General features: G+C 71.0%; 27 protein-coding genes. 11 read left to right on the top strand and 16 right to left on the bottom strand.

Annotated elements, in window-relative coordinates; genetic code table 11:
• Positions 1-6: 6 nt before the first annotated feature.
• Positions 7-558, bottom strand: a complete 552-nt coding sequence (locus tag F9278_RS16385) for an SdpA family antimicrobial peptide system protein (protein ID WP_152169008.1) — start codon at positions 556-558, stop codon at positions 7-9.
• A 63-nt stretch (positions 559-621) separates the two neighbouring features.
• Positions 622-1,287: a hypothetical protein gene (locus F9278_RS16390; RefSeq protein ID WP_152169009.1), complete on the bottom strand. Its 666-nt coding sequence runs from the start codon at positions 1,285-1,287 to the stop codon at positions 622-624.
• Between the two features lie 952 nt (positions 1,288-2,239).
• On the opposite strand from F9278_RS16390, the gene F9278_RS48180 reads away from it, so the two are divergent.
• The gene (locus F9278_RS48180; protein WP_264300170.1) at positions 2,240-2,368 is read left to right on the top strand and encodes a hypothetical protein; all 129 of its coding nucleotides are present in this window, start codon (positions 2,240-2,242) and stop codon (positions 2,366-2,368) included.
• Between the two features lie 69 nt (positions 2,369-2,437).
• Here the strand turns inward: F9278_RS48180 and F9278_RS16405 are convergent, their stop codons facing one another.
• Complete coding sequence (locus F9278_RS16405) at positions 2,438-2,836, bottom strand: hypothetical protein (RefSeq protein ID WP_152169010.1); 399 nt, start codon at positions 2,834-2,836, stop codon at positions 2,438-2,440.
• Between the two features lie 461 nt (positions 2,837-3,297).
• Entirely contained in the window at positions 3,298-3,798 is a 501-nt protein-coding gene (locus tag F9278_RS16410) for an ATP-binding protein (RefSeq protein ID WP_152169011.1), read from the bottom strand.
• 158 nt (positions 3,799-3,956) lie between these two features.
• On the opposite strand from F9278_RS16410, the gene F9278_RS16415 reads away from it, so the two are divergent.
• Both F9278_RS16415 and F9278_RS16420 read left to right on the top strand, forming a co-directional pair.
• A complete protein-coding gene (locus tag F9278_RS16415) occupies positions 3,957-4,817 on the top strand; it encodes a helix-turn-helix domain-containing protein (RefSeq protein WP_152169012.1) in 861 nt (286 codons plus the stop codon).
• Positions 4,814-4,999, top strand: coding sequence for a DUF397 domain-containing protein (locus F9278_RS16420; protein WP_152169013.1), 186 nt, complete (start codon positions 4,814-4,816; stop codon positions 4,997-4,999). Before F9278_RS16415 ends, F9278_RS16420 begins: the two co-directional genes overlap by 4 nt.
• Before the next feature lie 86 nt (positions 5,000-5,085).
• Here the strand turns inward: F9278_RS16420 and F9278_RS16425 are convergent, their stop codons facing one another.
• Positions 5,086-5,388: a hypothetical protein gene (locus F9278_RS16425; protein WP_152169014.1), complete on the bottom strand. Its 303-nt coding sequence runs from the start codon at positions 5,386-5,388 to the stop codon at positions 5,086-5,088.
• A 263-nt stretch (positions 5,389-5,651) separates the two neighbouring features.
• On the opposite strand from F9278_RS16425, the gene F9278_RS16430 reads away from it, so the two are divergent.
• Positions 5,652-6,647 (top strand): helix-turn-helix domain-containing protein, encoded by a 996-nt coding sequence (locus F9278_RS16430; RefSeq protein WP_152169015.1) that lies wholly within the window; start codon positions 5,652-5,654, stop codon positions 6,645-6,647.
• Between the two features lie 21 nt (positions 6,648-6,668).
• On the opposite strand, the gene F9278_RS16435 is transcribed toward F9278_RS16430, so the two are convergent.
• The 7 genes from F9278_RS16435 to F9278_RS16465 all read right to left on the bottom strand — a co-directional run bounded on the left by F9278_RS16435 (position 6,669) and on the right by F9278_RS16465 (position 12,714).
• Positions 6,669-7,205, bottom strand: coding sequence for an RICIN domain-containing protein (locus F9278_RS16435; RefSeq protein ID WP_152169016.1), 537 nt, complete (start codon positions 7,203-7,205; stop codon positions 6,669-6,671).
• Between the two features lie 81 nt (positions 7,206-7,286).
• On the bottom strand, positions 7,287-8,411 hold the full coding sequence (locus F9278_RS16440) for a S1 family peptidase (RefSeq protein WP_193241520.1): 1,125 nt from the start codon (positions 8,409-8,411) through the stop codon (positions 7,287-7,289).
• A gap of 367 nt (positions 8,412-8,778) precedes the next feature.
• Positions 8,779-9,171, bottom strand: a complete 393-nt coding sequence (locus F9278_RS16445) for a PIN domain-containing protein (RefSeq protein WP_152169018.1) — start codon at positions 9,169-9,171, stop codon at positions 8,779-8,781.
• A complete protein-coding gene (locus F9278_RS16450) occupies positions 9,168-9,449 on the bottom strand; it encodes an Arc family DNA-binding protein (RefSeq protein WP_152169019.1) in 282 nt (93 codons plus the stop codon). The genes F9278_RS16445 and F9278_RS16450 overlap by 4 nt, the downstream gene beginning before the upstream one ends.
• A gap of 105 nt (positions 9,450-9,554) precedes the next feature.
• On the bottom strand, positions 9,555-10,352 hold the full coding sequence (locus F9278_RS16455) for a sugar phosphate isomerase/epimerase family protein (protein ID WP_193242000.1): 798 nt from the start codon (positions 10,350-10,352) through the stop codon (positions 9,555-9,557).
• Positions 10,353-10,390: 38 nt separating this feature from the next.
• Positions 10,391-11,560 carry a dihydrodipicolinate synthase family protein gene (locus F9278_RS16460; RefSeq protein WP_226966772.1) on the bottom strand — a complete coding sequence of 390 codons (1,170 nt, stop codon included), beginning with the start codon at positions 11,558-11,560 and terminating at the stop codon, positions 10,391-10,393.
• A complete protein-coding gene (locus tag F9278_RS16465; RefSeq protein WP_152169021.1) occupies positions 11,557-12,714 on the bottom strand; it encodes a Gfo/Idh/MocA family protein in 1,158 nt (385 codons plus the stop codon). Before F9278_RS16465 ends, F9278_RS16460 begins: the two co-directional genes overlap by 4 nt.
• A gap of 272 nt (positions 12,715-12,986) precedes the next feature.
• Here F9278_RS16465 and F9278_RS16470 point away from each other — a divergent pair, with 272 nt between their 5' ends.
• From F9278_RS16470 to F9278_RS16490, 5 genes are all read left to right on the top strand, one after another.
• A complete protein-coding gene (locus F9278_RS16470; RefSeq protein ID WP_152169022.1) occupies positions 12,987-14,030 on the top strand; it encodes a LacI family DNA-binding transcriptional regulator in 1,044 nt (347 codons plus the stop codon).
• Positions 14,031-14,175: 145 nt separating this feature from the next.
• Positions 14,176-14,373: a CsbD family protein gene (locus F9278_RS16475; RefSeq protein WP_152169023.1), complete on the top strand. Its 198-nt coding sequence runs from the start codon at positions 14,176-14,178 to the stop codon at positions 14,371-14,373.
• 164 nt (positions 14,374-14,537) lie between these two features.
• On the top strand, positions 14,538-15,512 hold the full coding sequence (locus tag F9278_RS16480) for a bifunctional helix-turn-helix transcriptional regulator/GNAT family N-acetyltransferase (protein WP_152169024.1): 975 nt from the start codon (positions 14,538-14,540) through the stop codon (positions 15,510-15,512).
• A 25-nt stretch (positions 15,513-15,537) separates the two neighbouring features.
• The gene (locus F9278_RS16485) at positions 15,538-16,344 is read left to right on the top strand and encodes a sugar phosphate isomerase/epimerase family protein (protein WP_152169025.1); all 807 of its coding nucleotides are present in this window, start codon (positions 15,538-15,540) and stop codon (positions 16,342-16,344) included.
• 223 nt (positions 16,345-16,567) lie between these two features.
• Complete coding sequence (locus tag F9278_RS16490) at positions 16,568-17,518, top strand: MHYT domain-containing protein (RefSeq protein ID WP_152169026.1); 951 nt, start codon at positions 16,568-16,570, stop codon at positions 17,516-17,518.
• Between the two features lie 192 nt (positions 17,519-17,710).
• Here F9278_RS16490 and F9278_RS16500 read toward each other — a convergent pair whose 3' ends face one another.
• Positions 17,711-18,457 carry a Type 1 glutamine amidotransferase-like domain-containing protein gene (locus tag F9278_RS16500; protein ID WP_152169028.1) on the bottom strand — a complete coding sequence of 249 codons (747 nt, stop codon included), beginning with the start codon at positions 18,455-18,457 and terminating at the stop codon, positions 17,711-17,713.
• Positions 18,454-19,695 carry a 3-phosphoshikimate 1-carboxyvinyltransferase gene (gene aroA, locus F9278_RS16505; protein WP_152169029.1) on the bottom strand — a complete coding sequence of 414 codons (1,242 nt, stop codon included), beginning with the start codon at positions 19,693-19,695 and terminating at the stop codon, positions 18,454-18,456. Before aroA ends, F9278_RS16500 begins: the two co-directional genes overlap by 4 nt.
• Positions 19,696-20,282: 587 nt before the next feature.
• Here aroA and F9278_RS16510 point away from each other — a divergent pair.
• Both F9278_RS16510 and F9278_RS16515 read left to right on the top strand, forming a co-directional pair.
• Positions 20,283-22,118: a glycoside hydrolase family 3 protein gene (locus tag F9278_RS16510; RefSeq protein ID WP_152169030.1), complete on the top strand. Its 1,836-nt coding sequence runs from the start codon at positions 20,283-20,285 to the stop codon at positions 22,116-22,118.
• 135 nt (positions 22,119-22,253) lie between these two features.
• The gene (locus tag F9278_RS16515; RefSeq protein WP_404818898.1) at positions 22,254-22,934 is read left to right on the top strand and encodes a hypothetical protein; all 681 of its coding nucleotides are present in this window, start codon (positions 22,254-22,256) and stop codon (positions 22,932-22,934) included.
• Positions 22,935-23,000: 66 nt separating this feature from the next.
• On the opposite strand, the gene F9278_RS16520 is transcribed toward F9278_RS16515, so the two are convergent.
• Together F9278_RS16520 and F9278_RS16525 are read right to left on the bottom strand one after the other, a co-directional pair.
• Positions 23,001-24,455, bottom strand: coding sequence for a S28 family serine protease (locus tag F9278_RS16520; protein WP_152169032.1), 1,455 nt, complete (start codon positions 24,453-24,455; stop codon positions 23,001-23,003).
• 230 nt (positions 24,456-24,685) lie between these two features.
• Complete coding sequence (locus F9278_RS16525; RefSeq protein ID WP_152169033.1) at positions 24,686-24,913, bottom strand: hypothetical protein; 228 nt, start codon at positions 24,911-24,913, stop codon at positions 24,686-24,688.
• Positions 24,914-24,958: the final 45 nt, after the last annotated feature.

Here is a 24,958-nt window from a genome sequence, read left to right on the forward strand (position 1 = left end):
TGAGTCTCAGCACTGGATGTCCACCTCCGCCGCCTGCACGATCCGGAACTGGCTCTCTGTCAGCTTTCGCCAAGCCCATGGAACCGGTTCCTCCGCGGTGAGGACGGTCTTCCCGCACAGCGTCGGGATCGGAGACTCGTTACGGATTTTCGGCGCCGAACCGAAATCGCCGATCTCGCAGTCGGAGACCGTGTACCCGTCGCATTTCTTCCAGGCCCGCTTCGGCGTGGCAAAGGTCAGGCTCGCCAGCTCGGGACCCTGGGCCCGCGCTCTTCTGCTGGCCCCGAACACGTTGGACGGACTGGAATTGGGTCCGATGAGCGCGCTCCGCGGCGCCCCGTCGGAAGAATCGGAGGAAACCGTATAGGCACCGTTCACCGGCGACCGGGGGCTCTTGGTGAAGAACGACCAGCCCTGGGGCCACACCTGGCCGACGATCCGACGTGATTCGTCGAGCCCCGGTGGAGTGACCGCCGAACCCGGCAGCGCCACCACGAGCGACGTCACACCGACCGTTGCCCACAGGGCGGCTCCGCCGAAGAAGCCTGTGCGAGACATGATTTTCTACCCCCCAAGGGGCCCTCCGCCGCGCACGGCGGAGCCGCCCTTTCGTATGCCTACTTACTTACCGGCCAGGGCTTTGGTCACCATCGCCACGGCCTGTTCGGTCGTCAGGCCGCTGCTGCCGGCCTCGAAGTCCGCCGCGACCACCGCGGCCGCGATGACCTCAACCACCACCGCGACATCCGCCGCCGCCGCGACGACGTCCACCACCTGGACCTTGGCCAGGTCCCTGTCGTTGACCAGGGTGCTGTTCTTGATGAGCACGCTGTGGTTCACGATGAACGACCCGGAGCCGCTGCCCAGGTCCCCCTGTCCCTCGGCCACTTCCTGCGCGATGGTCCGGGACATGGTGTCCAGCCGCTCCAGCCCCTTGCGGACCCGGTACGGGTCGCCCGAGGTGACCTCCGCGCGGAACTCCTCGGCGAACGCCGGCTCCTTCAGCGAGGCCAGTTTCACGAACGCCGCCACAGCCGACTCGTTCGCGCCCACGGCCTGCCCCTTGGGCACCACCGCGACCTCCGGCTGCTCCTTGGCCACGACCCCCTCGCCCATGAGCCCCAGGATGATCTCCTCCGCCGAGTACCCCGACGACCGCTCACCCTCCCGCACCGACGCCCACGCCGTACTCGCCGTACCCGCCATGCCCGTCGACGCGGCCACCCCCACGGCCACCGCGAGCGCCACCGCCCGCGCCCCCGTCACGAGACCTCTGCTCTTGCGCATGAATCCTCATCTCAGCTCGGTATCCACACGCCCCGGCCCTCGGCCGCGGCGTCCTCCTTCTCGACCCTAGAAGGAGGCGGGCAGCAAAAAACCGGACGGATTCTGGATCCGCCCACCACCCCGCGACCCACCCACGCAACGTGCCCCGACCTGCGACAACACGCCGCGGAACCCCGCCCGCGCCCCACCAGGGCGGCAGTCCCCTGCCGGTCGCCGGAACACCGTTGCCGCACCGGGGCTACGCGGTCCGGCCCAGGAGGCGTACAGGCCGCCGTCCTTCAGGACGATTCCGATCCGGTTCCCGGACAGGGCCAGCGACCGGACGTTGTCGGCCACACGTGCCCAGGGGCGAGGGGGCCGCCCTGCCGCACATGGGCGACGCCGTCGGTGGTGACGATGCCGACGCGGAGACCGGCGCGGCCGGCGCCGGCCGGGAGAAGGCTCCTCATCGAGCCCCGGTGGAGCACCACGACCCGCAACGACCGGCAATCGGCAGGCCCTTCACCCGGAACCGCTGGTCGCGCCTCTTCGGCGGCCGGCGTTCGGGGAGCCGTCTCATCAGCGAGCGCCGGTCCGGCGGGGCGGTTTCGACGAGTGCGGTCCTGCCGGGCGGCTTGCGGTCCAGGACCTGCCAGCGGTCGGCCAGTGCGTCGACGAGGACCGGGCCGCGCCCGTCCTCGTCCAGGGGGCGGGGTCCAGGGGGCGGGGTCCAGGGGGCGGGGTCCAGGGGGCGGGGTCCAGGGGGCGGGCCGGTCGTACGGTGCCGGGGCGCGGCGGCAGGCCCGTCGTCGACGACTCCGTCGCCGTGGCGGTCCCCCCGAACGGCCAGAGGCCGTGGCCTCGGCCGAGATACCGCCCGGCGTGAACAAGCTTCAGCACGCAGGTCATCACCAGCTCTCACACCGGCTCGCGCTACGCGTACGACGTCCGCCTCGGCGACCAGGTGGTGCGGGTGCTGAGCGGCAACGCAGGGCTGGCGGGGGACGTCGCCCTCGTCTTCGACCCGGGGCACGCCCTGCTGTACGCGGACCGGGTCGAACTGCCGGAGGACCAGCGGGACTTGCTGACGGTCACCTCGTAACCCTGGTTGTACGCACAGGCGTGCCCCCTCGCCCGGCCGCTTCCGGGCGAGGGGGCACACCGTCGTCTGCTAGCAGGAGCCCTGCTGCAGCGCGTTGACGCCGAGTTCGTAGACGACGCAGCCGGCCGCCCAGCCGTCCGGGATGTCGTAGCTCTCTCCGCCCTTGCCCGTGTCGCTGCATGAGCTGTTGCCGTGGCCGATGACGGTGAACGTCTCGTCGGCGTAGACCACGGGACCGCTGCTCCGCGCCGCGGAGACGGTCAGGCACTGGTTGACCTTGCCGCCGCCGCTCCGGCTGGAGCTACCGGTGCTGGTGATCTTGACGTAGTTGACGCCGCTGGGCACCGAGGCCACCAGGCTCGTGCGATGGCCGTTCGCCGCGGCGGCCTGGCCGGCGAAGCCGAGGGTGGCCGCCGCGGCGATCGCCGCCGCGAGGCTGAGGGAGCGGGTCATACCGATGGAACGCATGCGCGTCCTCATTCCTTCACTGTGGGGGGATCCAACGCCGTGAATTATTGCCCTCGCAACCTGCCCGAACAACCCTGAGAAGATTTCCTAGTTGAGACTTCAAGATCTCTTTACCTTACGAGGACTTGAGCGCCACGAGCCGCGCGAGAGGCTCAACTCACTGCCGCTGACCAGCGAGAACCACTGGTCGCCTCCCCGGCGTCGGCCGCGACGGTCACCAGCAACGTGGGCAGCGCGGCGATCCCGTCCGGGGCGAGCTGCGTATGTGACCGGCACGGTCAACGGCGGTTCCTCCGGCCCCGTCAAGTTCACTCAGGGCGGCACCGTCCAGATCAAGAACATCGGCATCGCGGCCAAGGAGAGCGTGGACTTCGACTGGCGCGGCGCCAACTGTTCCGGCTCCACCATCCGGGACGTCGCCACACCGCGCCGAGCCCGCTGCCCACCGTCTGGAACATCGACTAACCGCGCCGCTTCGGCGGCCTGCGTTCCGGGAGCCGCCGGACCAGCGACAGCCAACCGGGCAGGTCGATCTCGACCAGGACCGTCTTGCCCGGCGGGTTGCGGTCCCGCACCTCCCAGCGGTCGGCCAGCGCGTCGACGAGCACCAGCCCGCGCCCGTCCTCGTCCAGGGGGCGGGCCGGTCGTACGGTACCGGGGCGCGGCGGCAGGCGTTCGGCTCGGGTGTCGGTGACCTCGATGCGCAGGGAGCCGGTCGGGAGCGAGAGGCGCAGCTCGAAGTCCCGGCCCGGGACGCGGCCGTGCGTCACCGCGTTCGCCGCCAGCTCCGCGACGACCACGGCCGCCTTGTCGGACGCCTCCGAGCCGTACCGGATGCCCCAGGCGTGCAGCTGGTTCAGGGCCAGGTGTCTGGCGAGGCGGGCCCCCAGCGGTGTCGAGCCGAACCGCTGGGTGAACGCGGGCACGGCGACGGGGTGTCGGGGGGCGGGTGGTGCGGTCATGCCCCCAATGTGGCCTGTGCGAAGCCCCGTTCACCAGCTCCGGCCCGTGTACGCTGCGCGCGCGTACACGGTTACGCACTGGACGGTACTGGTGACATCGCGTCACCATGGGTGACGGAACGGTGTGGTTCGGTGGGCGGGTGCGCGGGAGGTGGCCCATGGTGGCCGACAGCGGCGGCGTGGTGGGGATCGGCGGAGTCGCCGGGGGTGGCGAGCCGGAGGCGTCCGACAGTCTGCGGACGTTCGGGGCGATGGTCCAGGCGTTGCGGGAGCACGCGGGGCTGAGCCGGGAGGAGTTGGCGGACCTCATCGGCTACTCCAAGCACATGGTGGCGTCCGTGGAGCTGGGGAGGCGGATGCCGGACGCGGCGTTCGTGGAGGGGGTGGATCGGGCGCTGGGCAACACGGGTGCGCTGATCCGCGCGGCTCAGCATCTGGGGCGACAGCCGGGGTTGGCGGCTTGGTTCAGGAAGTGGGCCAAGTTGGAGGCGGCGGCGATCGTGCTCTACACGTATGAGTGCCGTCTGATTCCTGGGTTGTTGCAGACCGAGGCGTACCTGCGGGCGCTGTCCGCCGACCAGCTGCCACCGATGGACGACGAGCAGATCGAGGAGCGGTGGGCTGCCCGGGTGGCGCGACAACGGCTGCTGCGAGAGCGCCCGAACACCGCCTTCGGCTTCATCCTCGAAGAGCAGCTGTTCGTGCGGCGCACCGGCGGAACAGAGGTCACCCGCGGACTCATCGATCACGTGCTGGAGATCGCCAAGCTGCGGAACGTCGAGATCCAGGTCATGCCGCTGGTGCAGGAGTCGCATTCCGGATTGGCTGGCCCGATGCAGCTGCTGGAAACCCCCGAGGCGAAGTGGTTCGCTTACAACGAGGGCCAGGAGAGCGGCCTGCTGATCACGGACTCGAAAGTGGTCAGCGTGCTCCAGCGGCGCTATGCCAGGATGCGTTCACAGGCTCTCACCATCCCGGACTCGGTGAGCCTGTTGCAACGGATGCGAGGGGACCTATGAGCACCAGTGAACTGGCCTGGTTCAAGTCGAGCTATAGCAGCAGCGCATCCGGCGACTGCGTCGAAGTAGCCACCTCCCCCCACTCCATCCACATCCGCGACTCCAAGAACTCCACCGGCCCCCAGCTCGTCCTCTCCCCCGCCACCTGGGCGGACTTCGTGCCGTACGCCTGCCGGGGCTGACCGCAGGGCGGTTCGGGCCGTCCCCCGAACCGCCCTCGCGACGTGTCGCGCCGAACCGCCCTCGCGACGTGTCGCGCCGACCCGCCCTAGCCGCGCTTCCGCTCGCAGAGGACCCGCCAGAACCAGGCGGTGACCTCGGTGTCGTTGTTCGAGAAGGTCAGGTACGACGACTGGACCACGTAGTCCCCCTGGCGGCACTTGGCCTCGGTGGCGGACTTGTCCGCCTCGGCGGCCGACGGCGTGCTCCGCTGGGGTCCGTCGACGAACCAGGCGGCCTGGGCGGGCGAGGCGGCCAGGCCGAGGAACAGCGCGGCGCTGAGCACACCCGTCGCTCCCGCCCGGAGCACGCGCTTGTTCCTCGCTCCGCCGGATGTGGTGGCAGTGGTCATGTCGCATCACCTTTTCGTCGTACTGCGTGTGGGGGCGTGGGTGAGCCAGTGGGGAAGGCCCTGCGCCACTCGGAAAAGGATCTCCCGGTGCGGTGCTCCCCGGCATCGTCCTTCGGCACGGTGATCCGTAGTCCGGACGCGGTACGCCGCGACGTCGCGTGGTACCACGGTCCACCTCGACGCGACGAGAAAAGGACGGTGACGGGGATATGTCAGGATGCGGGCATGCGCATCGACGATCTGAACCCCGGACCGAACCCGCCATGATCGGAACCGTGTTCCGGAGTGACGACGTGCCCAAGGAGCACCGGTTCGACTACTGGCGGGAGTTGATGCACCAGGCGATCGCGCCCAGCGAGATGCGCTGCGAGTTCGCGGACGACTTCTGGGCGCGGCAGCGGCTGATGGCGCTGGGGCCGGTGCTGGTGTGGCCGACGGCGCATCTGGTGACGGGGTTCCGGCGTACCGAGAAACTGGTGCGGCAGTCCGACCCGGAGATGTACCACCTGTCGCTGGTGCTCGGCGGTGGGCTGGGGTTCGAGCATGTGGGGCGGACCGAGGCGTACGGCCCGAGCGACCTGTGGCTGAGCGACACGTCACGGCCGTACGAGGTGCACGCGCCGGCCGGGCTGGGCCGTCAGGTGATCTGGGGTGTGGGGCTGGACTTCCCGAAGGCGCTGCTGCCGCTGCCGCCCGCGCGTGTCCAGGGGTTGCTGGGGCGGCGGCTGGCGGCGAGGGAGGGGGTGGGCGCGCTGCTGACCGGGTTCCTGACCGGGCTGGAGCAGCAGGCCGACACCCTTCAGCCGTCCGACGCGCCGCGCCTGGGCACGGTTCTGGTGGATCTGCTGGCGGCCTGGTTCGCGCAGGTGCTGGAGGCGGAGGACGCGCTGCCGCCGGAGACGCGGCAGCGGGCGCTGACGACGCGGATACGGGCGTTCGTCCGGCAGAACCTGCACGACCCGGAGCTGACGCCGCCGGTGATAGCGGCGGCGCATCACATCTCGTTGAGCTATCTGCACCGGCTGTTCCAGGAGGACAGCCCCGGGGAGACGGTCGCGGCGTGGATCCGGAGCCAGCGGCTCGCGGGCGCCCGCCGCGACCTGGCGGACCCGGCGCTCGCCGCCACGCCCATCCACACCATCGCCGCCCGCTGGGGCCTGGTCCGCGCCTCCGACTTCACGCGGGCGTTCCGGGGGGCGTACGGGGTGTCGCCGATGGAGTACCGGGCTCGGGCACTGTCCGCGGGCGAGCCGAAATAGCCACAGCCAACGCGGTGGTTGTCAGGATGCCTGGCGCCACTGCTGTTCCGGATTGGTGGCCACGTTGCGGCACTCCCACTGAATGGCGGCGACAGAGTTCGCCGTTCGGCCATCGGGGATCGCGAGGCAGAACCCGCTCGCCTTGTTGCGCAGCCGGTAGGTGCTGTCGTAGATCCACTGCTGGTCGGTGTCGGCGCTGTCGCAGCCCCACTGGATCGCCTCGTCACCCTGGGAGCTGCCGCTCCCTCCGGAGATGGCCAGACACCCCCCGCCGGCGTAGTTCTGCAGGGTGTACGTCGACGTGGCTCCCGGAACCAGCTCCCAGTACCACCACTGATCGAGGTCGTAGTCGCTGGGACCTCTCTTGTCGCAGGTGTACTGGATCGCCGATTCTCCGAAGGGCGCATCCTCACCACCCGGAATCGCGAGACATTTCTGACTGTTCTCGTTCTTGATGGCCCAACTGCCTTCGTACCCTACGGCGTTGGCCGACGTAGCAGAAAGCGGAATCGCTACCGCCGCCAATACCCCGACAAACGCCATGCCGCGCTTGCGCATTGTTTCCCCTCCATCATGGTTGCCTGTCCGATCAGCGAAGGCTCGTACCCCGGGCCTCGGCCACGGCGGCGAGCCGGTCTGCTAGAACGCGCTCAGCCCGTAGCGGGCCAGCACCCAGTGCACCGGCTGGAAGAACGTCCGGTACTGGCTCTGCGCGCTGTTGCAGGACGCGTCCGCCGGGGTGTTGGTCGCGGAGGCGATGCCGAGCGCGTCGGTTCCCGCCCACAGAGGGCCGCCGCTGTCTCCGGGTTTGGCGCAGTGCGAGGTCTCGATCATGTTCTTCATGACCTTGCCGCTGGGGAACGTGAAGGTCACGCTCGGGTTGATCACCTGGCCCACCAGGTCGCTGCTGACGGCGCCGGCGCGCTTGACGGACTCACCGTCGTCGGGGTACCGGGAGTCGGTGATCTCGTACGTGGCGCCGGCCGCCCGGACCGCCCCGTAGGCGGCGACGTCGTCGTTGACGTACTCGATGACGGCGTAGTCCTTCTCGACCTCGCCGAAGTCCCACCATTCCGTGCGCTCACCGAAGTAGATGCCGCCGGCCTCCCGGTGCCAGAACTCCTCCTCGTCGCGGCTCGCGCAGTGCCCGGCAGTGACGAAGTACTTCTTCCCCGAGGAGTCACGGACGTTGAACCCGAGGGTGCAGTAGGTGGGGCCGTACGGCGCCACGATGCCGATGCCGCCGAGGGACTCGTAGGCGGTCTCCTTGATCCCACCGGGCAGTTCCTCGACCCGCACCTTGTCGCCGTAGTCGGCGACGACGTCGGTGAGTCGCTTCCGGTCGGCGGCGGAGACACCGTCGAAGACCGACACGGTCACCTGGTTCGTGCTCGGGTCCACGCCCCAGGCCGTGTTGGGGATCGGGTCGGTGTCGGCGATCCGCCGGTCGAGGGCGGTGCGGACGGAGTTCAGCTCGTCGGTGCTGTGCTCGACGACCTCGGCGGTACCGCCCTGGGCACGGACGGTCCGCGCGGCGGCCTCGTCCGTGACGGCGACGACGAGCCGCCCGTCGCCGTCGTAGAAGGTGCCGCCGGTACGGTCGGCGCCCATCGACGCGATCAGCGCTGTCGCCCGGTCCGGTCCGGCCGTCGGGGCCGGGTCCGGGGACGGAGCGGCGTGCGCGGTCGGCGCGGCCAGCACCGCGAACACACTGCAGATCGCCACCGTCATCGACGTTCGGGGGGTCGTCGGCAGTCTTCGCATGGGCGCGTCTCCATGAGTTCCGTGGACAGGGAGCGCGGTGGGGTGGATCACCGCGCACGGAAGCAGCATGCGCCGTGAGCGACGGCGATGTCGTTGGTGGAGGGTCCACAGACGTCTTGCCTCTACGTCCACTCCCGCCCAACAGACCGTGCCGGTACCGGAGTGGACGCGGTGACAAGCAGCCGCAGAACTCGGCGACAACGACAACTCCCCGCACCGCGCTGCCGTTGTTCATCGGCGCCGCGATCTACTTCACCCTCATGCGTGTCAGCTTCATCGGATGGTTCAGGCGCCAGGACGAACTGGTCCGGCTGGGCCCCCCGTGGAGAAGCTGAAGGTCAGGCTGCGGTGAGCCGGTGAGGGCCGGTCAGCGTCTCAGGTCCATGACCCCGACGCCGAGGCCGTCGTACGCACGCGGTTCCACTGTGGCGATCAACGCCCCCGTCGGAATCATCTGGTTCGGCCTCGCGGCGTGAACGGCGGCCGAGGCGTCCTGGGCGACCCCCGCTCGCCCCAGTTCCGCGACCGTCACGGCCATGGCGTAGTCGTCGTCGATGACCGACAGCACATCGACCAGGACACCCACATGGCCGACCATGCCCGCACGACGGCGTTCGGCCTCCAGAAGGCACAGGACGGGCACCCACAGACGGACGTCATCGCTCGCCGCCGCAGCGTGGATGAGGCCGGACACCTGCTTGTCACCGCCCAGCGCCACCAGCGTGGGCGCGTCGAGAACATAGTGCTCGATCTGACTCAACGCGACGACTCCACCTGTGCGAGGGCGACCCTGTGGGCAGCCGTGGCCTCCCGCATCTTGCGCCGCATCTCGGCCGACTCCTCCTCGGACACCTCGTGCCCGAAGCGTTCGGCGAGCAGGGCGCGCGTGCGGTCGGCGCGTTCCCTGATCTGCTCGGGTGTCAGTGTCTGAGCGGCTATGTCCTGCATGAGAGCACGAAGGCTCGTCCCCCGGGCCTCGGCCACGGCGGCGAGCTGGTCACGGACTTCGGCGGGCACACGGATCATCACGTCGGACATGCGGCGAGTATACGTGACGTATACGCCCGTCGGTGGTGAGTGTCGGTGGTGGGTGATCGGCGGCGAGCCGGGCGCCGAGCGCTCGCCCGGCTCGCCGGCGAAGGACTACACCGCGTGCTCCACGAACCGCCGCGCGGTCTGCTCCAGCAGTTCCCGCCCGTCGCCCGCCCACAGCTCGTCGTTGAACAGTTCCACCTCGATGGGGCCGGAGTAGCCCGCCGCCTCGACGTACGCCTTCCACTCGCGCATGTCGATCGCGCCGTCGCCGATCTGGCCGCGGCCGGTCAGGACGCCCTGGGGCAACGGGGTGATCCAGTCGGCGAGTTGGAAGGTGTGGATGCGGCCGGTCGCGCCCGCGCGGGCGATCGCCGCCGGGGCCGTGTCGTCCCACCAGATGTGATAGGTGTCCACGGTCACGCCCACCTGGTCCGCCGGGAAGCGTTCCGCGATGTCCAGCGCCTGGGAGAGCGTCGACACCACGCAGCGGTCCGAGGCGAACATGGGGTGGAGGGGTTCGATGGCCAGGCGTACGCCGTGGGAGGCCGCGTACGGGCCCAGTTCGGCGAGCGCGTCGGCGATGCGTTCCCGCGCGCCGTACAGGTCCTTCGAGCCGGACGGCAGGCCCCCGGAGACCAGGACCAGCGTGTCCGTGCCCAGGGTCGCCGCCTCGTCGATCGCCTTGCGGTTGTCGGCCAGCGCCGCCGCCCGCTCGGCCGGGTCGATCGCCGTGAAGAAGCCGCCCCGGCAGAGGGTCGTGACCGCGAGGCCCGCGTCACGGACCAGCTTGGCCGTTGCCTCCAGGCCGTGCTCCGCCACCGGCTCGCGCCACAGGCCCACACCCGTGATGCCCAACTCCTGGCAACCCGAGACCAGTTCGGGCATCGACAGCTGCTTGACCGTCATCTGGTTGATGGAGAAACGCTCAAGTCCGGTACCGGCGCTCACTGGGCCACCCCGTACAGGGAGAGCAGGTTCTTCATACGCGTCTCCGCCAGCGCCGGGTCCGGGAACAGGCCCAGGCCGTCGGCCAGTTCGTAGGCGCGGGCGAAGTGCGGGAGGGAGCGGGCCGACTGGAGGCCGCCGACCATCGTGAAGTGCGACTGGTGGCCGGCCAGCCACGCCAGGAACACGACACCCGTCTTGTAGAAGCGGGTGGGGGTCTGGAAGAGGTGGCGGGAGAGTGCGACGGTCGGGTCCAGGAGGGACCGGAAGCCCTTCACATCGCCCGTGTCCAGGACCCGGACCGCCTCCGCCGCCAGGGGCCCCAGCGGGTCGAAGATGCCCAGCAGCGCGTGGCTGAAGCCCTTCTCGTCGCCCGCGATCAGCTCGGGGTAGTTGAAGTCGTCGCCCGTGTAGCAGCGGACCCCTCGCGGGAGGCGGCGGCGGATGTCGATCTCGCGCTGGGCGTCCAGGAGGGACACCTTGATGCCGTCCACCTTCTCCGGGTGGGCGGCGATCACGGCGAGGAAGGTCTCCGTGGCCGCGTCGAGGTCCGAGGAGCCCCAGTAGCCGTCCAGCGCAGGGTCGAACATCGGGCCGAGCCAGTGCAGCACGACCGGCTCGGTGGCCTGGCGGAGCAGATGGCCGTAGATCTCCAGGTAGTCCTCGGGGCCCCGGGCCGCCGCCGCCAGCGCGCGCGAGGCCATCAGGATCGCCTGGGCGCCCGACTCCTCGACGAGCGCCAGCTGCTCCTCGTACGCCTTGCGGATCTCCGCGAGGGAGGCGCTCGCCGGGTCGGTGAGCTGGTCGGTGCCGACACCGCAGGCGATCAGGCCGCCGACCGACTTCGCCTCGGCCGCGCTGCGGCGGATCAGCTCCGCCGCGCCCGCCCAGTCCAGGCCCATACCGCGCTGCGCGGTGTCCATCGCCTCGGCGACGCCCAGGCCGTGCGACCACAGGTGGCGGCGGAAGGCGAGGGTGGCGTCCCAGTCGACGGCGGCGGGCGAGTCCGGGGAGACGTCCGCGAAGGAGTCCGCGACGACGTGCGCCGCCGAGAAGACCGTACGGGAGGTGAGGGCGGTGCCCGGGGACACCGCCAGGGGCTCGGTGCGGGGGGTGTAGGCCCGCAACCGCCCGTCGGCACCGGGGAGTCGGATGAACCCGTTCGTCACAGCTGGATCTCCGGAACGTCGAGACGGACACCCTCGGCGGAGGACTTCAGGCCCAGCTCGGCGAGCTGGACGCCACGGGCGCCGGCCAGCAGGTCCCAGTGGTAGGGCGCGTCGGCGTAGACGTGCTTGAAGAACAGCTCCCACTGCGCCTTGAAGCCGTTGTCGAACTCGGCGTTGTCCGGCACCTCCTGCCACTGGTCGCGGAAGGAGTAGGTGGCGGGGATGTCGGGGTTCCACACCGGCTTGGGGGTGGCGGAGCGGTGCTGGACACGGCAGTTGCGCAGACCGGCCACGGCCGAGCCCTCGGTGCCGTCGACCTGGAACTCCACCAGCTCGTCGCGGTTGACGCGCACGGCCCAGGAGGAGTTGATCTGGGCGATCGCGCCGCCGTCCAGCTCGAAGACGCCGTACGCGGCGTCGTCGGCGGTGGCGTCGTAGGGCTTGTCCCGCTCGTCCCAGCGCTGCGGGATGTGCGTGGCGGTGAGGGCCTGGACGGACTTCACGCGGCCGAACAGCTCGTGCAGGACGTACTCCCAGTGCGGGAACATGTCGACGACGATGCCGCCGCCGTCCTCGGAGCGGTAGTTCCAGGAGGGGCGCTGGGCCTCCTGCCAGTCGCCCTCGAAGACCCAGTAGCCGAACTCGCCCCGGATGGAGAGGATGCGGCCGAAGAAGCCGCCGTCGATGAGGCGCTTCAGCTTCAGCAGGCCGGGGAGGAACAGCTTGTCCTGGACGACGCCGTGCTTGATGCCGGCGGCGGCAGCCAGCCTGGCCAGCTCCAGGGCGCCGTCGAGGCCCGTCGCGGTCGGCTTCTCGGTGTAGATGTGCTTGCCCGCCGCGATCGCCTTCTTGATCGCCTCCTCGCGGGCCGAGGTGACCTGGGCGTCGAAGTAGATCTCGACGGTCGGGTCCGCGAGGACCGCGTCGACGTCGGTGGAGACGTTCGCCGGGTCCAGACCGTGCTGCTCGGCAAGCGCCTTCAGCGCGTGCTCGCGGCGGCCGACGAGGATCGGCTCCGGCCACAGCACGGTGCCGTCGCCGAGGTCGAGACCGCCCTGCTCGCGGATGGCGAGGATCGAGCGGACCAGGTGCTGGCGGTAACCCATGCGCCCGGTCACGCCGTTCATGGCGATCCGTACGGTTTTGCGCGTCACGGCCGTTTCCTTTCGTTGGTATGCGTTCGGGGTGCGTTCGTTTTCGCGTACGCGTCCGGCGCCGCGTACGCCCGACGAAAGGTGAGCGTCCCAGCAAGCGCTTTCTATCTGATGAGAAGCTAGCCTCTGAGCAGCGGTCTGGACAAGACCGTGAGGGGGTCGAGTTGTTCGAGGGGGCGAACGGCGGGCTGTTCGAGGGGGCGAACAGTGGTCGCGGCCGTATGGTTCCCCGACAGCCCGAACGAGACGCGCACCCGGAGGACGAGAAAACGATGACTGTGACCCTGGCGGACGTGGCGGCCCGTGCGCAGGTGTCGCCCGCGACCGTCTCCCGGGTGCTCAACGGCAACTACCCGGTGGCCGCCTCCACGCGCGAGCGGGTGCTGAAGGCCGTGGACGAGCTGGACTACGTCCTCAACGGTCCCGCCAGCGCGCTCGCCGCCGCCACTTCCGACCTGGTCGGCATCCTGGTGAACGACATCGCCGACCCCTTCTTCGGGATCATGGCCGCGGCCATCCAGTCCGAGATCGGCGGTCCGGGCGGGCGCGCGGGCGGGGAGCGGCTGGGTGTGGTGTGCAACACGGGCGGCTCCCCGGAACGCGAACTGACCTATCTCACGCTGTTGCAGCGGCAGCGGGCCGCCGCCGTCGTGCTGACCGGTGGGGCCATCGAGGATCCTGCCCATCTGGCGGCCGTCGGCAACAAACTGCGCAAGCTGGCGGAGGCCGGGACGCGCGTGGTGCTGTGCGGGCGCCCGCCCACACCGGAGGCCATCGCGATCACCTTCGACAACCGGGGTGGCGGACAGCTGCTCACCGAGCATCTGATCGGGCTGGGGCACCGGCGGCTCGGCTATATCGCCGGGCCACAGGAGCGGACGACGACCCGGCACCGGCTGGAGGGGCACCGCGCGGCGCTGGCGGAGGCGGGCATCGAGGACGACCCCCGCTGGACGGTGTCCGGACGCTACGACCGGCTCTCCGGGTACGAGGCGACGCTGGAGCTGCTGCGGCGGGACCCGTCGCTGACCGCCGTGGTCGCCGCCAACGACACGGTGGCGCTGGGGGCGTGCGCGGCGCTCCGCGACTCCGGGCTGCGGATTCCGGACGACGTCTCCGTGGCCGGTTTCGACGACCTCCCCTTCAGCATCGACGCGGTGCCCGCGCTGACGACCGTACGGCTGCCGCTGTCGGAGGCGGGGGCCCGTGCCGGCCGGATCGCGATGGGCCGCGAGGAGCCGCCGCCGGGCGGGATCGCCACGGTGCGGGGGGAGTTGATGGTGCGGGGGTCGAGCGGGGCGCCTCGGGAGTCTTGAGGGGCGGTCCCCGAGGGACGGTCCCTGAGGGACGGCCCCCGAAGGGCAGGGGTGCTCACGGAGTGTGATCGTTCGGCGCGCGGGTGTGACCGTCCCGTCTTACGTTGGGCGGGCAAGGCACCACACCCCCCAGCAAGGAGTAACCATGGCCGCCAAGGACAAGGGCAGCATGGACAAGATCAAGGGCAAGGCCAAGGAGATGACCGGCAAGGTCACCGGCGACCGTGGGCAGCAGGCCGAGGGCAAGATGCAGCAGGCGCGCGGCGAGGCCAAGCAGATGAAGGGCAAGGCGCAGGAGCGCGTCCAGGAGACACAGCGCCCGGTGCGGCGCGACGGTATGTGACGTCGCGCGCCAGAAGGGGGCTCCCGTGAGCGGGAGCCCCCTTCGGCATGTGCGGCCACCGACATCACCCCCTCTCCCACCCACCCGGCGGCATCTCTGACCCAGTCAGCTATTCTCTTGACTCAGTCAGAGATAGTGCTGCGGCGACGAGGGGGCGATCGGCGATGACCGTGCATGACATTCGGGCGTTCAACCGCTTCTACACGAACGTGATCGGCGCGCTGGACTACGGCCGTCAGGTGTACGCCCCCTACACGCTCACCGAGGCGCGCGTGCTGTGGGAGCTGGCGCACACCGCGCGGGCGGAGGCGGCCGAGCTGCGGGCGGAGCTGTCGTTGGACTCGGGGTATCTGAGCCGGCTGCTGGCGAGGTTCGAGAAGGACGGGCTGGTCGAGCGGGAGCGCTCGGCGCGCGATCCCCGGCGGCAGCGGGTGACGCTCACCGCGCGCGGACGGGAGACGGCCGCGCTGCTCGGCGAGCGGTCCGACGAGGCGGTGGGATCGCTGCTGTCGACCGTGCCGCCCGCCGACCGTCCCCGGCTGACCGAGGCGATGGACGACATCCGCGCGATCCTCGGCGACCGCCGCCGCGCCCCGCGCCCCGACGACGTCACGCTGCGCGAGCCGCTCCCCGGCGACCTCGGCTGGATCGTGCAGCGCAACGCGGCGCTCTACGCGGCGGAGTACGGGTTCGACGGAGACTACGAGGCGCTGGTGGCCCGGATCGTCGCCGACTACGCCCGGGACCGGGACCCGGAGCGGGAGCGGCTGTGGATCGCCGAGGTGGACGGGCGGCCGGTGGGGTGCGTGATGTGCGTACGGGACGAGGCGCCCGGGGCCGCGCGGCTGCGGCTGCTGCTCGTCGAGCCGGAGGCGCGGGGGCTGCGCATCGGTGACCGTCTCGTCGGGGCCGTCGTCGACTTCGCCCGCGAGAGCGGCTACCGCGAGGTCGTCCTGTGGACCAACGACTGCCTCGCCGCCGCCCGCCGCGTGTACCAGCGCCACGGCTTCACCCTCGTCCGCGAGGAGCCCCACCACTCCTTCGGCGTGGACCTGGTGGGCCAGGACTGGCGCCTGGAGCTGGACGACGCCGCCCGTCGGGAGCGCGGGGCCGTGTCCGGGCAGCACATGACCCGCTGACGTGTGACGTGTACGGTCCGAAGACATGAAACTCGCGTTCTCCACCCTCGGTGTCCCCGCCCTCCCCCTCACCGACGTCCTGCGGCTCGCCGTCACGCACGGCTATCACGGCGTAGAGCTGCGCGCCCATCCCGAGGAGCCGGTGCATCCGGGCATCGGGGCGGACGAACGGGCCGCCGTGGCCGCCGAGTTCAAGGCGGCGGGCGTCGAGATCCTGGGCCTCGCCGGATACGCGCGGGTCGCCGCGCCGGGCGAGGACGGCCCCGTGCTCGACGAGATCCGGGGGCTGCTCGACCTCGCGCGGGACCTGGGGGCGCCCTTCGTCCGGGTCTTCCCCGGCGCGGACCTGGCCGGCGGCCAGAGCCGGGAGGAGGCCGACGCGATCGCGGCCCGGCGGCTCGGCTCGGCGGCGGAGGACGCGGCCGACCGGGGCGTACGGGTCCTGCTGGAGACCCATGACTCGCACCGCACCGGCGCCGACGCGATCCGTGTCCTCGGCCCGGTCGGCCACGGCAGCGTCGGCTCGCTCTGGGACGTGATGCACACCTGGCTCGGCGGCGAACAGCCCGCCGAGTCCTACGCCGCGCTCTCCCCCTTCCTCGGCTACGTCCAGGTCAAGGACATCGCCTCCCCCGAGGACACCACCCCGCTCGCCCTGGGCGCGGGCGCCCTCCCGCTCGGCGAGTGCGTCGAACTCCTCTCCCGCAAGGACTGGGACGGCTGGCTCTGCTGGGAGTACGAGAAGCGGTGGTACGAGGAGGCCGCGCCGCTGCCGGAACTGCTCGCGGCGGGCCGGGAACACCTCGGGCGGCTGCTCAACGACGCGGCGTAGGACCGGCGGCGTAGGACCGGCGTAGGACCGGCGTAGGACCGGCGGCGAGAGCGACGGCAGCGCCGACAGTGGCGACAGTGGCGACGACAGGGCACAAACCGCCTGAAGTCGATCGCCCGCCGAGCAAGTACCGACAGTAACTCTTGCAAAACGGAGCGCTGCGGTACGCCCCTGGAGCAGACTTGCCTCCCGCAACCAGCCATGCACCGGGGGGATCTGGCATATGCAAGGCACGGTCGACGGTTTCAGCTACGGTGCGGTCACTCCGGTGGCCGCCTATGTCATGGCCTGCCTGGGCGCGGCGCTCGGACTGCGCTGCGTGGTCAGGTCGGTCTACAACGAACAGTCCTGGAAGCCCGGTTGGCTGGCGCTGGGCGCCGCGTGCATCGGCTGCGGCATCTGGACCATGCACTTCATCGCCATGGTCGGCTTCCGGGTGAAGGAGAGCCCGATCCACTACGACGTCGGGCTGACGGTGCTCAGCCTGGCCGTCGCCATCACCGTCGTCGGCATCGGGGTCTTCGCCGTGGGCTACCGGGGCGTCAGCACCTCCACGCTGTGCTCGGCGGGATGCGTCACGGGCCTCGGGGTGGCCGCGATGCACTATCTGGGCATGGCGGCCATCCAGTTGAACGGCTACATCCGGTACGACATGGCCGTCGTCGCCCTCTCCATCGGCATCGCCATCGCCGCCGCGACCGCCGCGCTCTGGGCGGCCGTGTCGATCCGGGGCTTCCTCACCAGCCTCGGGGCCAGCCTGGTGATGGGGGTCGCCGTGTCCGGGATGCACTACACCGGGATGGCGGCGGTGGGGGTGCATCTGCACGGCACCACCGGGGGGACGTTCACCGGTGAATCGCCCACGTCGATCCTGCTGCCCATGCTGATCGGGCCCGCCATCTTCCTACTGCTCGCGGGCGTGGTCGTGATGTTCGACCCGATGCTCGTCCTGGGCGAGGGCGACTGGGACCGGGCGGCGACGCGCGGCGGGGAGCGGCGAGAGGCCCCACGCGGCCCCTGGCGGGCCGACCGCCCCGACGTCCCCCTCCAACACCCGGACCACGACTTCCCCGGCTCCTCCCCTGGCTCCTCCTCCGGCTCCCTCTTCGACCCACAGGCCCGGCGGGCGCCGCAGCAGGCCCAGAACACGGGGCGCCGTATTCAGCGGTGGTGAGTTGCGCTTCGGGGTTCGAGTGCGGGTCCGGTGAGGGCTGGTCGCGCGGTTCCCCGCGCCCCTTGAGGGCCTACGGCCCTTTCGGGCCGAAAAAGCACGGGGCGCAGCCCCTGCTTTTTCAGGGGCGCGGGGAACCGCGCGAGAAGCCCCACCGGACCCGCACCCGCCGACGCACCCCGCACCCCCGGGCGATCAGGCGCCCGGCTCCCGCAGCAGCCGCGGCTGCACGCGTTCCTCCACCGCCACCTCGCCCTCCCGCCGCACGACGTACGCCCCCTTCCCCGGCAGTTCGGCGACAGCCTCCACCAGGCGCGTCCCGTGGTAGACGAGGCCGACGCCGTCGTCCGTGCAGTGGGTCTCGGGAAGCGTGCCGTCGGCGACGAGACGGTGCACCAGGGGCCGCCGCCCCGCGTCGCTGTCGTAGTGGACGCCGTTGCCGTACGGGAGGAACCCCAACGCGTCGGTGACCGGGCGGAGTTGTGGGCCGAAAGAGTCCGTCGTGCCGCCCCGGAACCAGCAGATGGAGCCCGCGCTGACACCGCTGAGGACGACACCGGACCGCCAGGCGCGGCGGAGGATCGCGTCGAGGCCGTGGACGCGCCAGACGGCCAGCAGGTTGGCGACCGAGCCGCCCATCACCCACACCACGTCCTGTTCGAGGACGGCGGCCTCGATGTCCTCGATGTTCGGCATCGGGAACAGCGCGAGCGGCGTCAGATCGAAGCCGGCCACCCGCGCCGCCTCGCTCATGCGCGCCGTCATGTGCTCGGCGTCCCCGACCGCCGTACCGATGTACATGACCTTCGGCCGCCGCCCGTTCACCCCCGACAGCTCCACCGCGTGGTGCACGAGTGAGTGGAAGGTGACCCGGGTGCGGTCACCGAGCCGGTGGCCGCCCGAGGTGGCGACGATGGTGGGGGTGGGGGTGGAGGCGGTCATGGGCGGGAGGGTAGTGCAAGCTTCGCGAACGCCTCGTGGAAGCCCGGGAACGTCTTCCGTACGCAGCCGGGGTCGTCGAAGGTGATGCCGGGGGTGCGCAGGCCCGTCACGGCGAAGGACATCACGACGCGGTGGTCGCCGTATGTCTTGATGTCCACCCCCGGGGCCGGTGTGCCCGGCTCGATCTCGATCCAGTCGGGGCCCGTGGTGACCGCCACCCCCAGCCGCCGGAGGTTCTCCGCGCAGGCGTCCAGCCGGTCGCACTCCTTGACCCGGGTGTTCGCCACGTCCTCGATACGGACCGGACCGGAGGCGAACGGGGCGATCGCGGCGAGGGTGGGCATCGTGTCGGAGATGTCACGCATGTTGACGGTCAGCCCCCGGAGTTCACCGGTGCCGGACACGGTCGTACGGTCCGCGCGTACGTCCACCCGCGCGCCCATCCGGCGCAGTACGTCCACGAAGCGCAGGTCGCCCTGGAGCGCGCCCGTGCCGAGGCCGGGGACGGTGACCTCGGTGCCGGTGAGGGCCGCCGCGGCGAAGAAGTAGCTCGCGGTGGAGGCGTCGGGTTCGACCGCGTACGTCGTGGCCCGGTAGCCGCCGGGCGCCACGGTGTAGGTGTCGCCCTCGCGGCCGACCTCCGCGCCGAAGGACCGCATCATCGCCGTCGTGATGTCGACGTACGGCTCGGAGACCAGGTCGGTGACCCGGACGCGCAGGCCGTCGCGGGTGAGGGGGCCGAGGAGGAGCAGGGCGGTGAGGTACTGGGAGGACTGCCCGGCGTCCAGCGTCACTTCGCCGCCGTGCACTCCGTGCGCGACGACGGTCAGCGGGTGGTGGCCCTCCGCCTCCTCGTGCCGCAGGTCCACGCCGAGGTCGCGCAGGGCGCGGGTGAGCGGGGCGAGGGGGCGGCGGCGCATCTGGGGCGAGGCGTCGAAGCGGTAGGTTCCGCCGTGGGCGGCGGCGGTGAGGGTCGGCAGGAAGCGGGCCGTGGTGGCGCCGTCCCTGCAGTACACGTCCGCCTCCGTGACGGCGGGGCCCTGTGGGCGGCCGTCGATCTGCCAGGTGTCCGGGGTGCGGCCGACGCGGTAGCCGAGCCGGGTCAGGCCCTCCGCGAAGCCTTCCGTGTCGTCGGACCTCAGGGGGCGTACGAGGGTGGTGACGCCGTCGGCCGCCGCCGCGAGGAAGAGGGCGCGGGCGGTGATGGACTTGGAACCGGGGATGTGGGCGAGGGCCATGCCGACATGCTGGACCCCGGCCGGGTCCGGGCGCCGGGTTGTCCGACCTGTGGACCCCGGGGTGTTGGGGGTGCCCAGGAGGGTGGGGGGTGCGGGTGCGTCGGCGGGTGCGGGTCCGTGGGGGCTGGTCGCGCGGTTCCCCGCGCCCCTTGAAGACACAGGCCCTGCGGGCCTGAGAAGCACGGGGCGCAGCCCCGGCTTTTCAGGGGCGCGGGGAACCGCGCGAGAAGCCCCGCCGGACCCGCACCGCCGACGAACAGGCACCCCCCACCCCCCTGGGCACCCCCACCCCACCCGCACCGACTTCCGAAAATCAGCCATTCCCGGGGAACCCGAACCCACCCCACCCCGTCCAACCCCCATGCCGCCGGATGAGTCCCGCAACGCGGTGTCGGCCTCGCTGCTGGCTGCGATCGCTGACCAACCCTCTCCAACCGCCTGCGGCCGGCCGCACGCCGTCACCGGCGCGCCCCCTCCTCTGCGCCGGTGACGGCCCCTCCGTATCGCCGTGCGTCGCTCCCTTGACCGGAAGAAACTTTCCAGATAATCGTGACTCCTTGGAAGTTTCCGTCAAAGGAGCGACGCCCGTGCCCTCCAGACGTACCGTCCTCGCCGCCACGGCCGGCGTCACCACGGCCCTGGCCCTCGGCACCGACGCACAGGCCGGAACAAGAGCCGGAAGCGTCGTCGGAGGCGCGGGCAGCGCCCCCGACGACGCCGCACTGCGCCGGCTCGTCTCCCGTATGTCCCTCGAAGAGAAGGTCGGCCAGCTCTTCGTGATGCGGGTCCACGGGCACTCCGCGACCGCGCCGGACCAGGCCGACATCGATGCCAACCTCCAGGAGATCGGCGTCCGGACCGCCGCCGAGCTGCTCGCGAAGTACCGGGTCGGCGGGATCATCTACTTCTCCTGGGCGCACAACACCCGCGACCCGCACCAGATCGCCGCCCTCTCCAACGGCATCCAGCGCGCCTCCCTCGCCCTCCCCCGCGGTCTGCCCGTGCTCATCTCCACCGACCAGGAGCACGGGGCCGTGGCCCGGGTCGGCGAGCCCGCCACGCTGCTGCCGGGGGCGATGGCCCTGGGGGCGGGGGGTTCGGTCGCCGACGCCCGCGCGGCCGGGCGGATCAGCGGCGCCGAGTTGCGCGCGCTCGGCGTGCGGCAGGACTACGCGCCGGTCGCCGACGTGAACGTCAACCCGGCCAACCCGGTCATCGGCGTACGCTCCTTCGGCGCCGACCCCGAGGCTGTCGCGGGGCTGGTCGCCGCGCAGGTGAAGGGGTATCAGGGCGCCGGGGTGGCGGCCACCGCCAAGCACTTCCCGGGGCACGGGGACACCGCCGTCGACAGCCACTACGGCTTCCCCGTCATCGAGCACACCCGGGAGCAGTGGACGACCCTCGACGCCCCGCCGTTCCGCGCCGCGGTCCGGGCCGGCATCGACTCGATCATGACCGCGCACATCATGGTCCCCGCCCTGGACCCCTCCGGCGATCCGGCCACCCTGTCCCGCCCGATCCTCACCGGCATCCTGCGCGGCGAGCTGGGCTACGACGGGGTCGTGGTCACCGACTCGCTCGGCATGCAGGGCGTACGGGAGAAGTACGGCGACGACCAGGTGCCGGTGCTGGCGCTGCGGGCCGGGGTGGACCAGCTCCTCAACCCGCCCTCGCTCGACGTGGCGTGGAACGCCGTCCTCGCCGCCGTACGCGCCGGTGAGCTGACCGAGGCGCGGCTCGACGAGTCGGTCCTGCGGGTCCTGCGGCTCAAGGCGAGGCTCGGGCTGTTCGAGCGGCCGTATGTGGACGAGGAGGGCGTGGACCGCGTCGTGGGCATCCGGCGGCATCTCGACGCCGCCGACCGGATCGCCGAGCGGACCACGACCCTTCTGGTCAACGAGGGCCGGCTGCTGCCGCTGTCCCGGCGTACGCACCGCGGCGTGCTGGTGGTCGGTGCCGACCCGGCGTCCCCGTCGGGCACCACGGGACCGCCGACGGCCGTCCTCGCCGCCGAACTCGCCTCCCTCGGCTTCACCACCACCAGCCTGTCGACCGGTACGGCCCCCACGGCCGCCCTCATCGACCAGGCCGTGGCGGCGGCCGGGGGCAAGGACGCGGTGGTCGTGGCGACGTACAACGTGACGGCGGACAGTACGCAGAAGACCCTGGTCGAGCGGCTGATCGCCACCGGGGTGCCGGTGGTGGCCGTCGCGGTCCGCAACCCGTACGACGTGGCCCAACTACCGCGAGTGAAGGGCTACTTGGCCACGTACTCCTGGACGGACGTCGAGGTGCGGGCGGCGGCGCGGGTACTGGCCGGACGGGTCGCGCCGCGCGGGAAGCTGCCGGTGCCGGTGCGGAGGGCCGACCGACCGGCGAAGGTGCTGTACCCGATCGGCCACGGACTGACATACAGAGACTGACGTACAGAGCCTGACGTACGGGACCTACGTCGCACACCTCGCGCACCACCCCCAACTGTCGCAAAGCGCACGGTATGTCTGGCGTGGCCCTCTCCACAGGGTCACGCTGGACGGGGGTTCGTCGGGGGGTGGGGCATGCGAGGGGTGTGTCGTGTTCGAAGGACGCGTACCGGGGTGCTGGTGGCTGCCGTCGTCCTGGCCGTCGCCGCGCTCTCGGGGTGTCAGGCCTGGTCGGGTGGGGTGGGTGAGGAGCCCGATGAGCCGGTGACCACGAGCGCGCCGACCCGGCCGACCGGGTACGGGACGGTGTTCCTCGGGGTCGACGAGTGCAGTTCGTTCGGGACGACCAGTTTCACCGAGGTGCCCTGCGCGGGCGAGCGGGCCGCCGCCCGGGTCGTGGCCCGGCACGACGGCCGGGTGGGGCAGGGGCCGCTGTGCCCGCCGACCACCGACTTCGTCCTGCACATCAGCGAGTCCACCGACGAACAGGGCGGCCACGACGAGGACGGCGGGGCCGTCGAGGACGAGGACGGCGACGGTTCCGTGCCGCAGGGCTACGCCTGTATGCGCAAGCTGCAGCCGCCGCACCCGGGCGATCCCGGCGGCGGGGGCGGCCCCCGCACCATCGTCGGCGACTGTGTCTACGGCGCCGGGCGGGGCGAGGTCCGTGAGACGGCCTGCGACGGCAACGGCAGGCACGACCCGGAGTACGAGGTGACCACGGCCGTCGACGCGAAGGCGCGGTGCCCGGCCGCCACCGATCTGTATGTGCGGCTGGGCGGCAGCCGGCCGGTGGGGTGCGCGGTGCCGCTGTGAACGACCGGGCCCCGGTGCCACCCTGCAGGCGGCACCGGGGCCCGACCCGGCTGAACAGCAGACCGGTTACGGCCTCAGCGCCGGCTCCCGCTCGACGTCCCGCTTGTCGAGCTTGGAGTCGAACTTCGCCAGCGGCTTCGCCTTGCTCGGGTCGGCCTGGACGGCGGCCGGGGCGACACCCGCCCACTTCAGGATCCGGGCCGTGGCCAGGTCCTTCTGCGCCTCGACGAGACCGGCGACATTGGCACCGTGGTTGGCGCTGGGGGCCGTGAAGACGTACGAGTCACGGGCCTTCTTGCCCAGGTGGAACGGCTCGGCGCCCCACGGGTCGTTCTGCCCGTAGACGAAGAGCATCTGCTCGGCGTTGTCGCGGACCCAGGTGTCGACGTCCCGCATCGCCCGCGGCTGGAACTTCATCTTGATGTCGCGGGGGACGAAGTTCCGGGGCGGCTGGTAGCCGTAGCGGATGTACTTCTTCTCGATGTGCGGGAACTTGATCGTGGGCGCGCCCAGCTGGGTGCCCGCCTGGTAGTAGTACGGCGTGTACGGCTCCAGGCCCTGGTCGGTGTAGAAGGAGAAGCCGGAGATCGTGTCGATGGACGTCCAGATCTCGTCGTCCGTGGCGGACTTGGCGTCCTTCGGGATGACGTCGCTGTCGCAGTCGGCGAGCAGGCTGTACTGCCAGAAGCCCCACACGTAGTCGAGGACGACCGCCTCGTACGCCTTGTCGAGGCTGCCGACGGTGTCGAAGGTGAAGCCCTCGGCGGCGGCGATCTCGGCGTACTTCTTCTCCAGCGGCTCACGGCGGACCAGCGCCTCGCGCTGCACGGCGTTCAGCCGGTCGCGGCACTCCTCGGTGCCGACCTCGGCGAAGAACCGGTCGTACGCCGAGTCCTCCTTGTTGACGACGTCGTTGGGGGCGACGTACGCGACGACGCCGTCCATGTCCTTCGGGTAGAAGCGCTCGTAGTAGGTGGCGGTCATGCCGCCCTTCGAGCCACCGGTCGAGATCCACTTCTTGCCGTAGATCTTCTTCAGCGCCTTGAAGATCCGGTGCTGGTCGCTGGCCGCCTGCCAGATGTCCAGCTTGGACCAGTCGGCCGGATCGGGGCGCGACGGGTTGAAGAAGCGGTACTCCATGGAGACCTGGTTGCCGTCCACGATCTGCGTGGGCTCACGGCGGCCGGGGTTGGTGGAGACGTTGTAGCCGCCGGTGTAGAAGACCGTCGGACGGGCGGTGTCCTTGTGCAGCAGGGTGACCCGCTGCTGGAACGTGCCCTTCCGCGGGTTCCTGTGGTCCACCGGCTGGGTGAAGGCGAGGACGAAGAAGCGGTAGCCCGGGTAGGGCTTCTCCTCGATCAGACTCACGCCCGGTATCGCGAGCAGTCGGTCCTTGATGTCGGTGGTCTTGGCGGTGTCGGCCTGGGTGGCGTCAGGCTGGGCGGCGGCGGCCGTCCCGGCCGTGCCCACCGTACCGATGAGCACCACGAACGCCAGAAACCACCTGAGCGCCTTGCGCATGGACTCTCCCCTGGGAATCAGCTGTGCGCCGGAACCTAGTGGAGCGAGCCGGGCGCACACCAGGGGACAGAGCGCCAACCGGCCATTCAGCCGGGAAGATTAGGGAAAACCCTGTAAGCGGAGGGCGCTCTTGCGGCCGTGGCTTCGAGGGACCTCCCCGGTGACCGCGGTGGCCGTGGCGGGGTTCCACCGTCCGGGCACCGGGGAGTCTCGTACGACCTCGGCGCTGCCTAGTTCGGGGTGTAAACACCCTGCCAGACATAGCCGATGACCTTGCCGTCGGCGTTCTTCACCGGAATCTGCCTGCACACGCCGTCATCGGACGCGGCCGTGACATAACTCACGCACTCGTCAAGAGTGTTGAAGTACCTGTAATCCGCGCTGGCGGGTGCCGCGGTGAGCCCCACCACGACGGCCGCCAGGCCCGTGGCGGCGACGACCGACAGTTTTCTACGCATCGGACTCCTGCTCCCATTTGCCTGTCAAAGTCTTGACAAGCGATC

Origin of the sequence: Streptomyces phaeolivaceus (assembly GCF_009184865.1) — a bacterium.
In the GTDB taxonomy this organism is placed as follows: Bacteria; Actinomycetota; Actinomycetes; order Streptomycetales; family Streptomycetaceae; genus Streptomyces; species Streptomyces phaeolivaceus.

Coding starts and splice junctions, on each gene's coding strand:
- F9278_RS16385 (WP_152169008.1), bottom strand. CDS start 558: ATGTCTCGCACAGGCTTCTTCGGCGGAGCCGCCCTGTGGGCAACGGTC.
- F9278_RS16390 (WP_152169009.1), bottom strand. CDS start 1,287: ATGCGCAAGAGCAGAGGTCTCGTGACGGGGGCGCGGGCGGTGGCGCTC.
- F9278_RS16405 (WP_152169010.1), bottom strand. CDS start 2,836: ATGCGTTCCATCGGTATGACCCGCTCCCTCAGCCTCGCGGCGGCGATC.
- F9278_RS16410 (WP_152169011.1), bottom strand. CDS start 3,798: ATGACCGCACCACCCGCCCCCCGACACCCCGTCGCCGTGCCCGCGTTC.
- F9278_RS16415 (WP_152169012.1), top strand. CDS start 3,957: ATGGTGGCCGACAGCGGCGGCGTGGTGGGGATCGGCGGAGTCGCCGGG.
- F9278_RS16420 (WP_152169013.1), top strand. CDS start 4,814: ATGAGCACCAGTGAACTGGCCTGGTTCAAGTCGAGCTATAGCAGCAGC.
- F9278_RS16425 (WP_152169014.1), bottom strand. CDS start 5,388: ATGACCACTGCCACCACATCCGGCGGAGCGAGGAACAAGCGCGTGCTC.
- F9278_RS16430 (WP_152169015.1), top strand. CDS start 5,652: ATGATCGGAACCGTGTTCCGGAGTGACGACGTGCCCAAGGAGCACCGG.
- F9278_RS16435 (WP_152169016.1), bottom strand. CDS start 7,205: ATGCGCAAGCGCGGCATGGCGTTTGTCGGGGTATTGGCGGCGGTAGCG.
- F9278_RS16440 (WP_193241520.1), bottom strand. CDS start 8,411: ATGCGAAGACTGCCGACGACCCCCCGAACGTCGATGACGGTGGCGATC.
- F9278_RS16450 (WP_152169019.1), bottom strand. CDS start 9,449: ATGTCCGACGTGATGATCCGTGTGCCCGCCGAAGTCCGTGACCAGCTC.
- F9278_RS16455 (WP_193242000.1), bottom strand. CDS start 10,352: ATGACGGTCAAGCAGCTGTCGATGCCCGAACTGGTCTCGGGTTGCCAG.
- F9278_RS16470 (WP_152169022.1), top strand. CDS start 12,987: ATGACTGTGACCCTGGCGGACGTGGCGGCCCGTGCGCAGGTGTCGCCC.
- F9278_RS16475 (WP_152169023.1), top strand. CDS start 14,176: ATGGCCGCCAAGGACAAGGGCAGCATGGACAAGATCAAGGGCAAGGCC.
- F9278_RS16480 (WP_152169024.1), top strand. CDS start 14,538: ATGACCGTGCATGACATTCGGGCGTTCAACCGCTTCTACACGAACGTG.
- F9278_RS16485 (WP_152169025.1), top strand. CDS start 15,538: ATGAAACTCGCGTTCTCCACCCTCGGTGTCCCCGCCCTCCCCCTCACC.
- F9278_RS16490 (WP_152169026.1), top strand. CDS start 16,568: ATGCAAGGCACGGTCGACGGTTTCAGCTACGGTGCGGTCACTCCGGTG.
- F9278_RS16500 (WP_152169028.1), bottom strand. CDS start 18,457: ATGACCGCCTCCACCCCCACCCCCACCATCGTCGCCACCTCGGGCGGC.
- aroA (WP_152169029.1), bottom strand. CDS start 19,695: ATGGCCCTCGCCCACATCCCCGGTTCCAAGTCCATCACCGCCCGCGCC.
- F9278_RS16515 (WP_404818898.1), top strand. CDS start 22,254: ATGCGAGGGGTGTGTCGTGTTCGAAGGACGCGTACCGGGGTGCTGGTG.
- F9278_RS16520 (WP_152169032.1), bottom strand. CDS start 24,455: ATGCGCAAGGCGCTCAGGTGGTTTCTGGCGTTCGTGGTGCTCATCGGT.
- F9278_RS16525 (WP_152169033.1), bottom strand. CDS start 24,913: ATGCGTAGAAAACTGTCGGTCGTCGCCGCCACGGGCCTGGCGGCCGTC.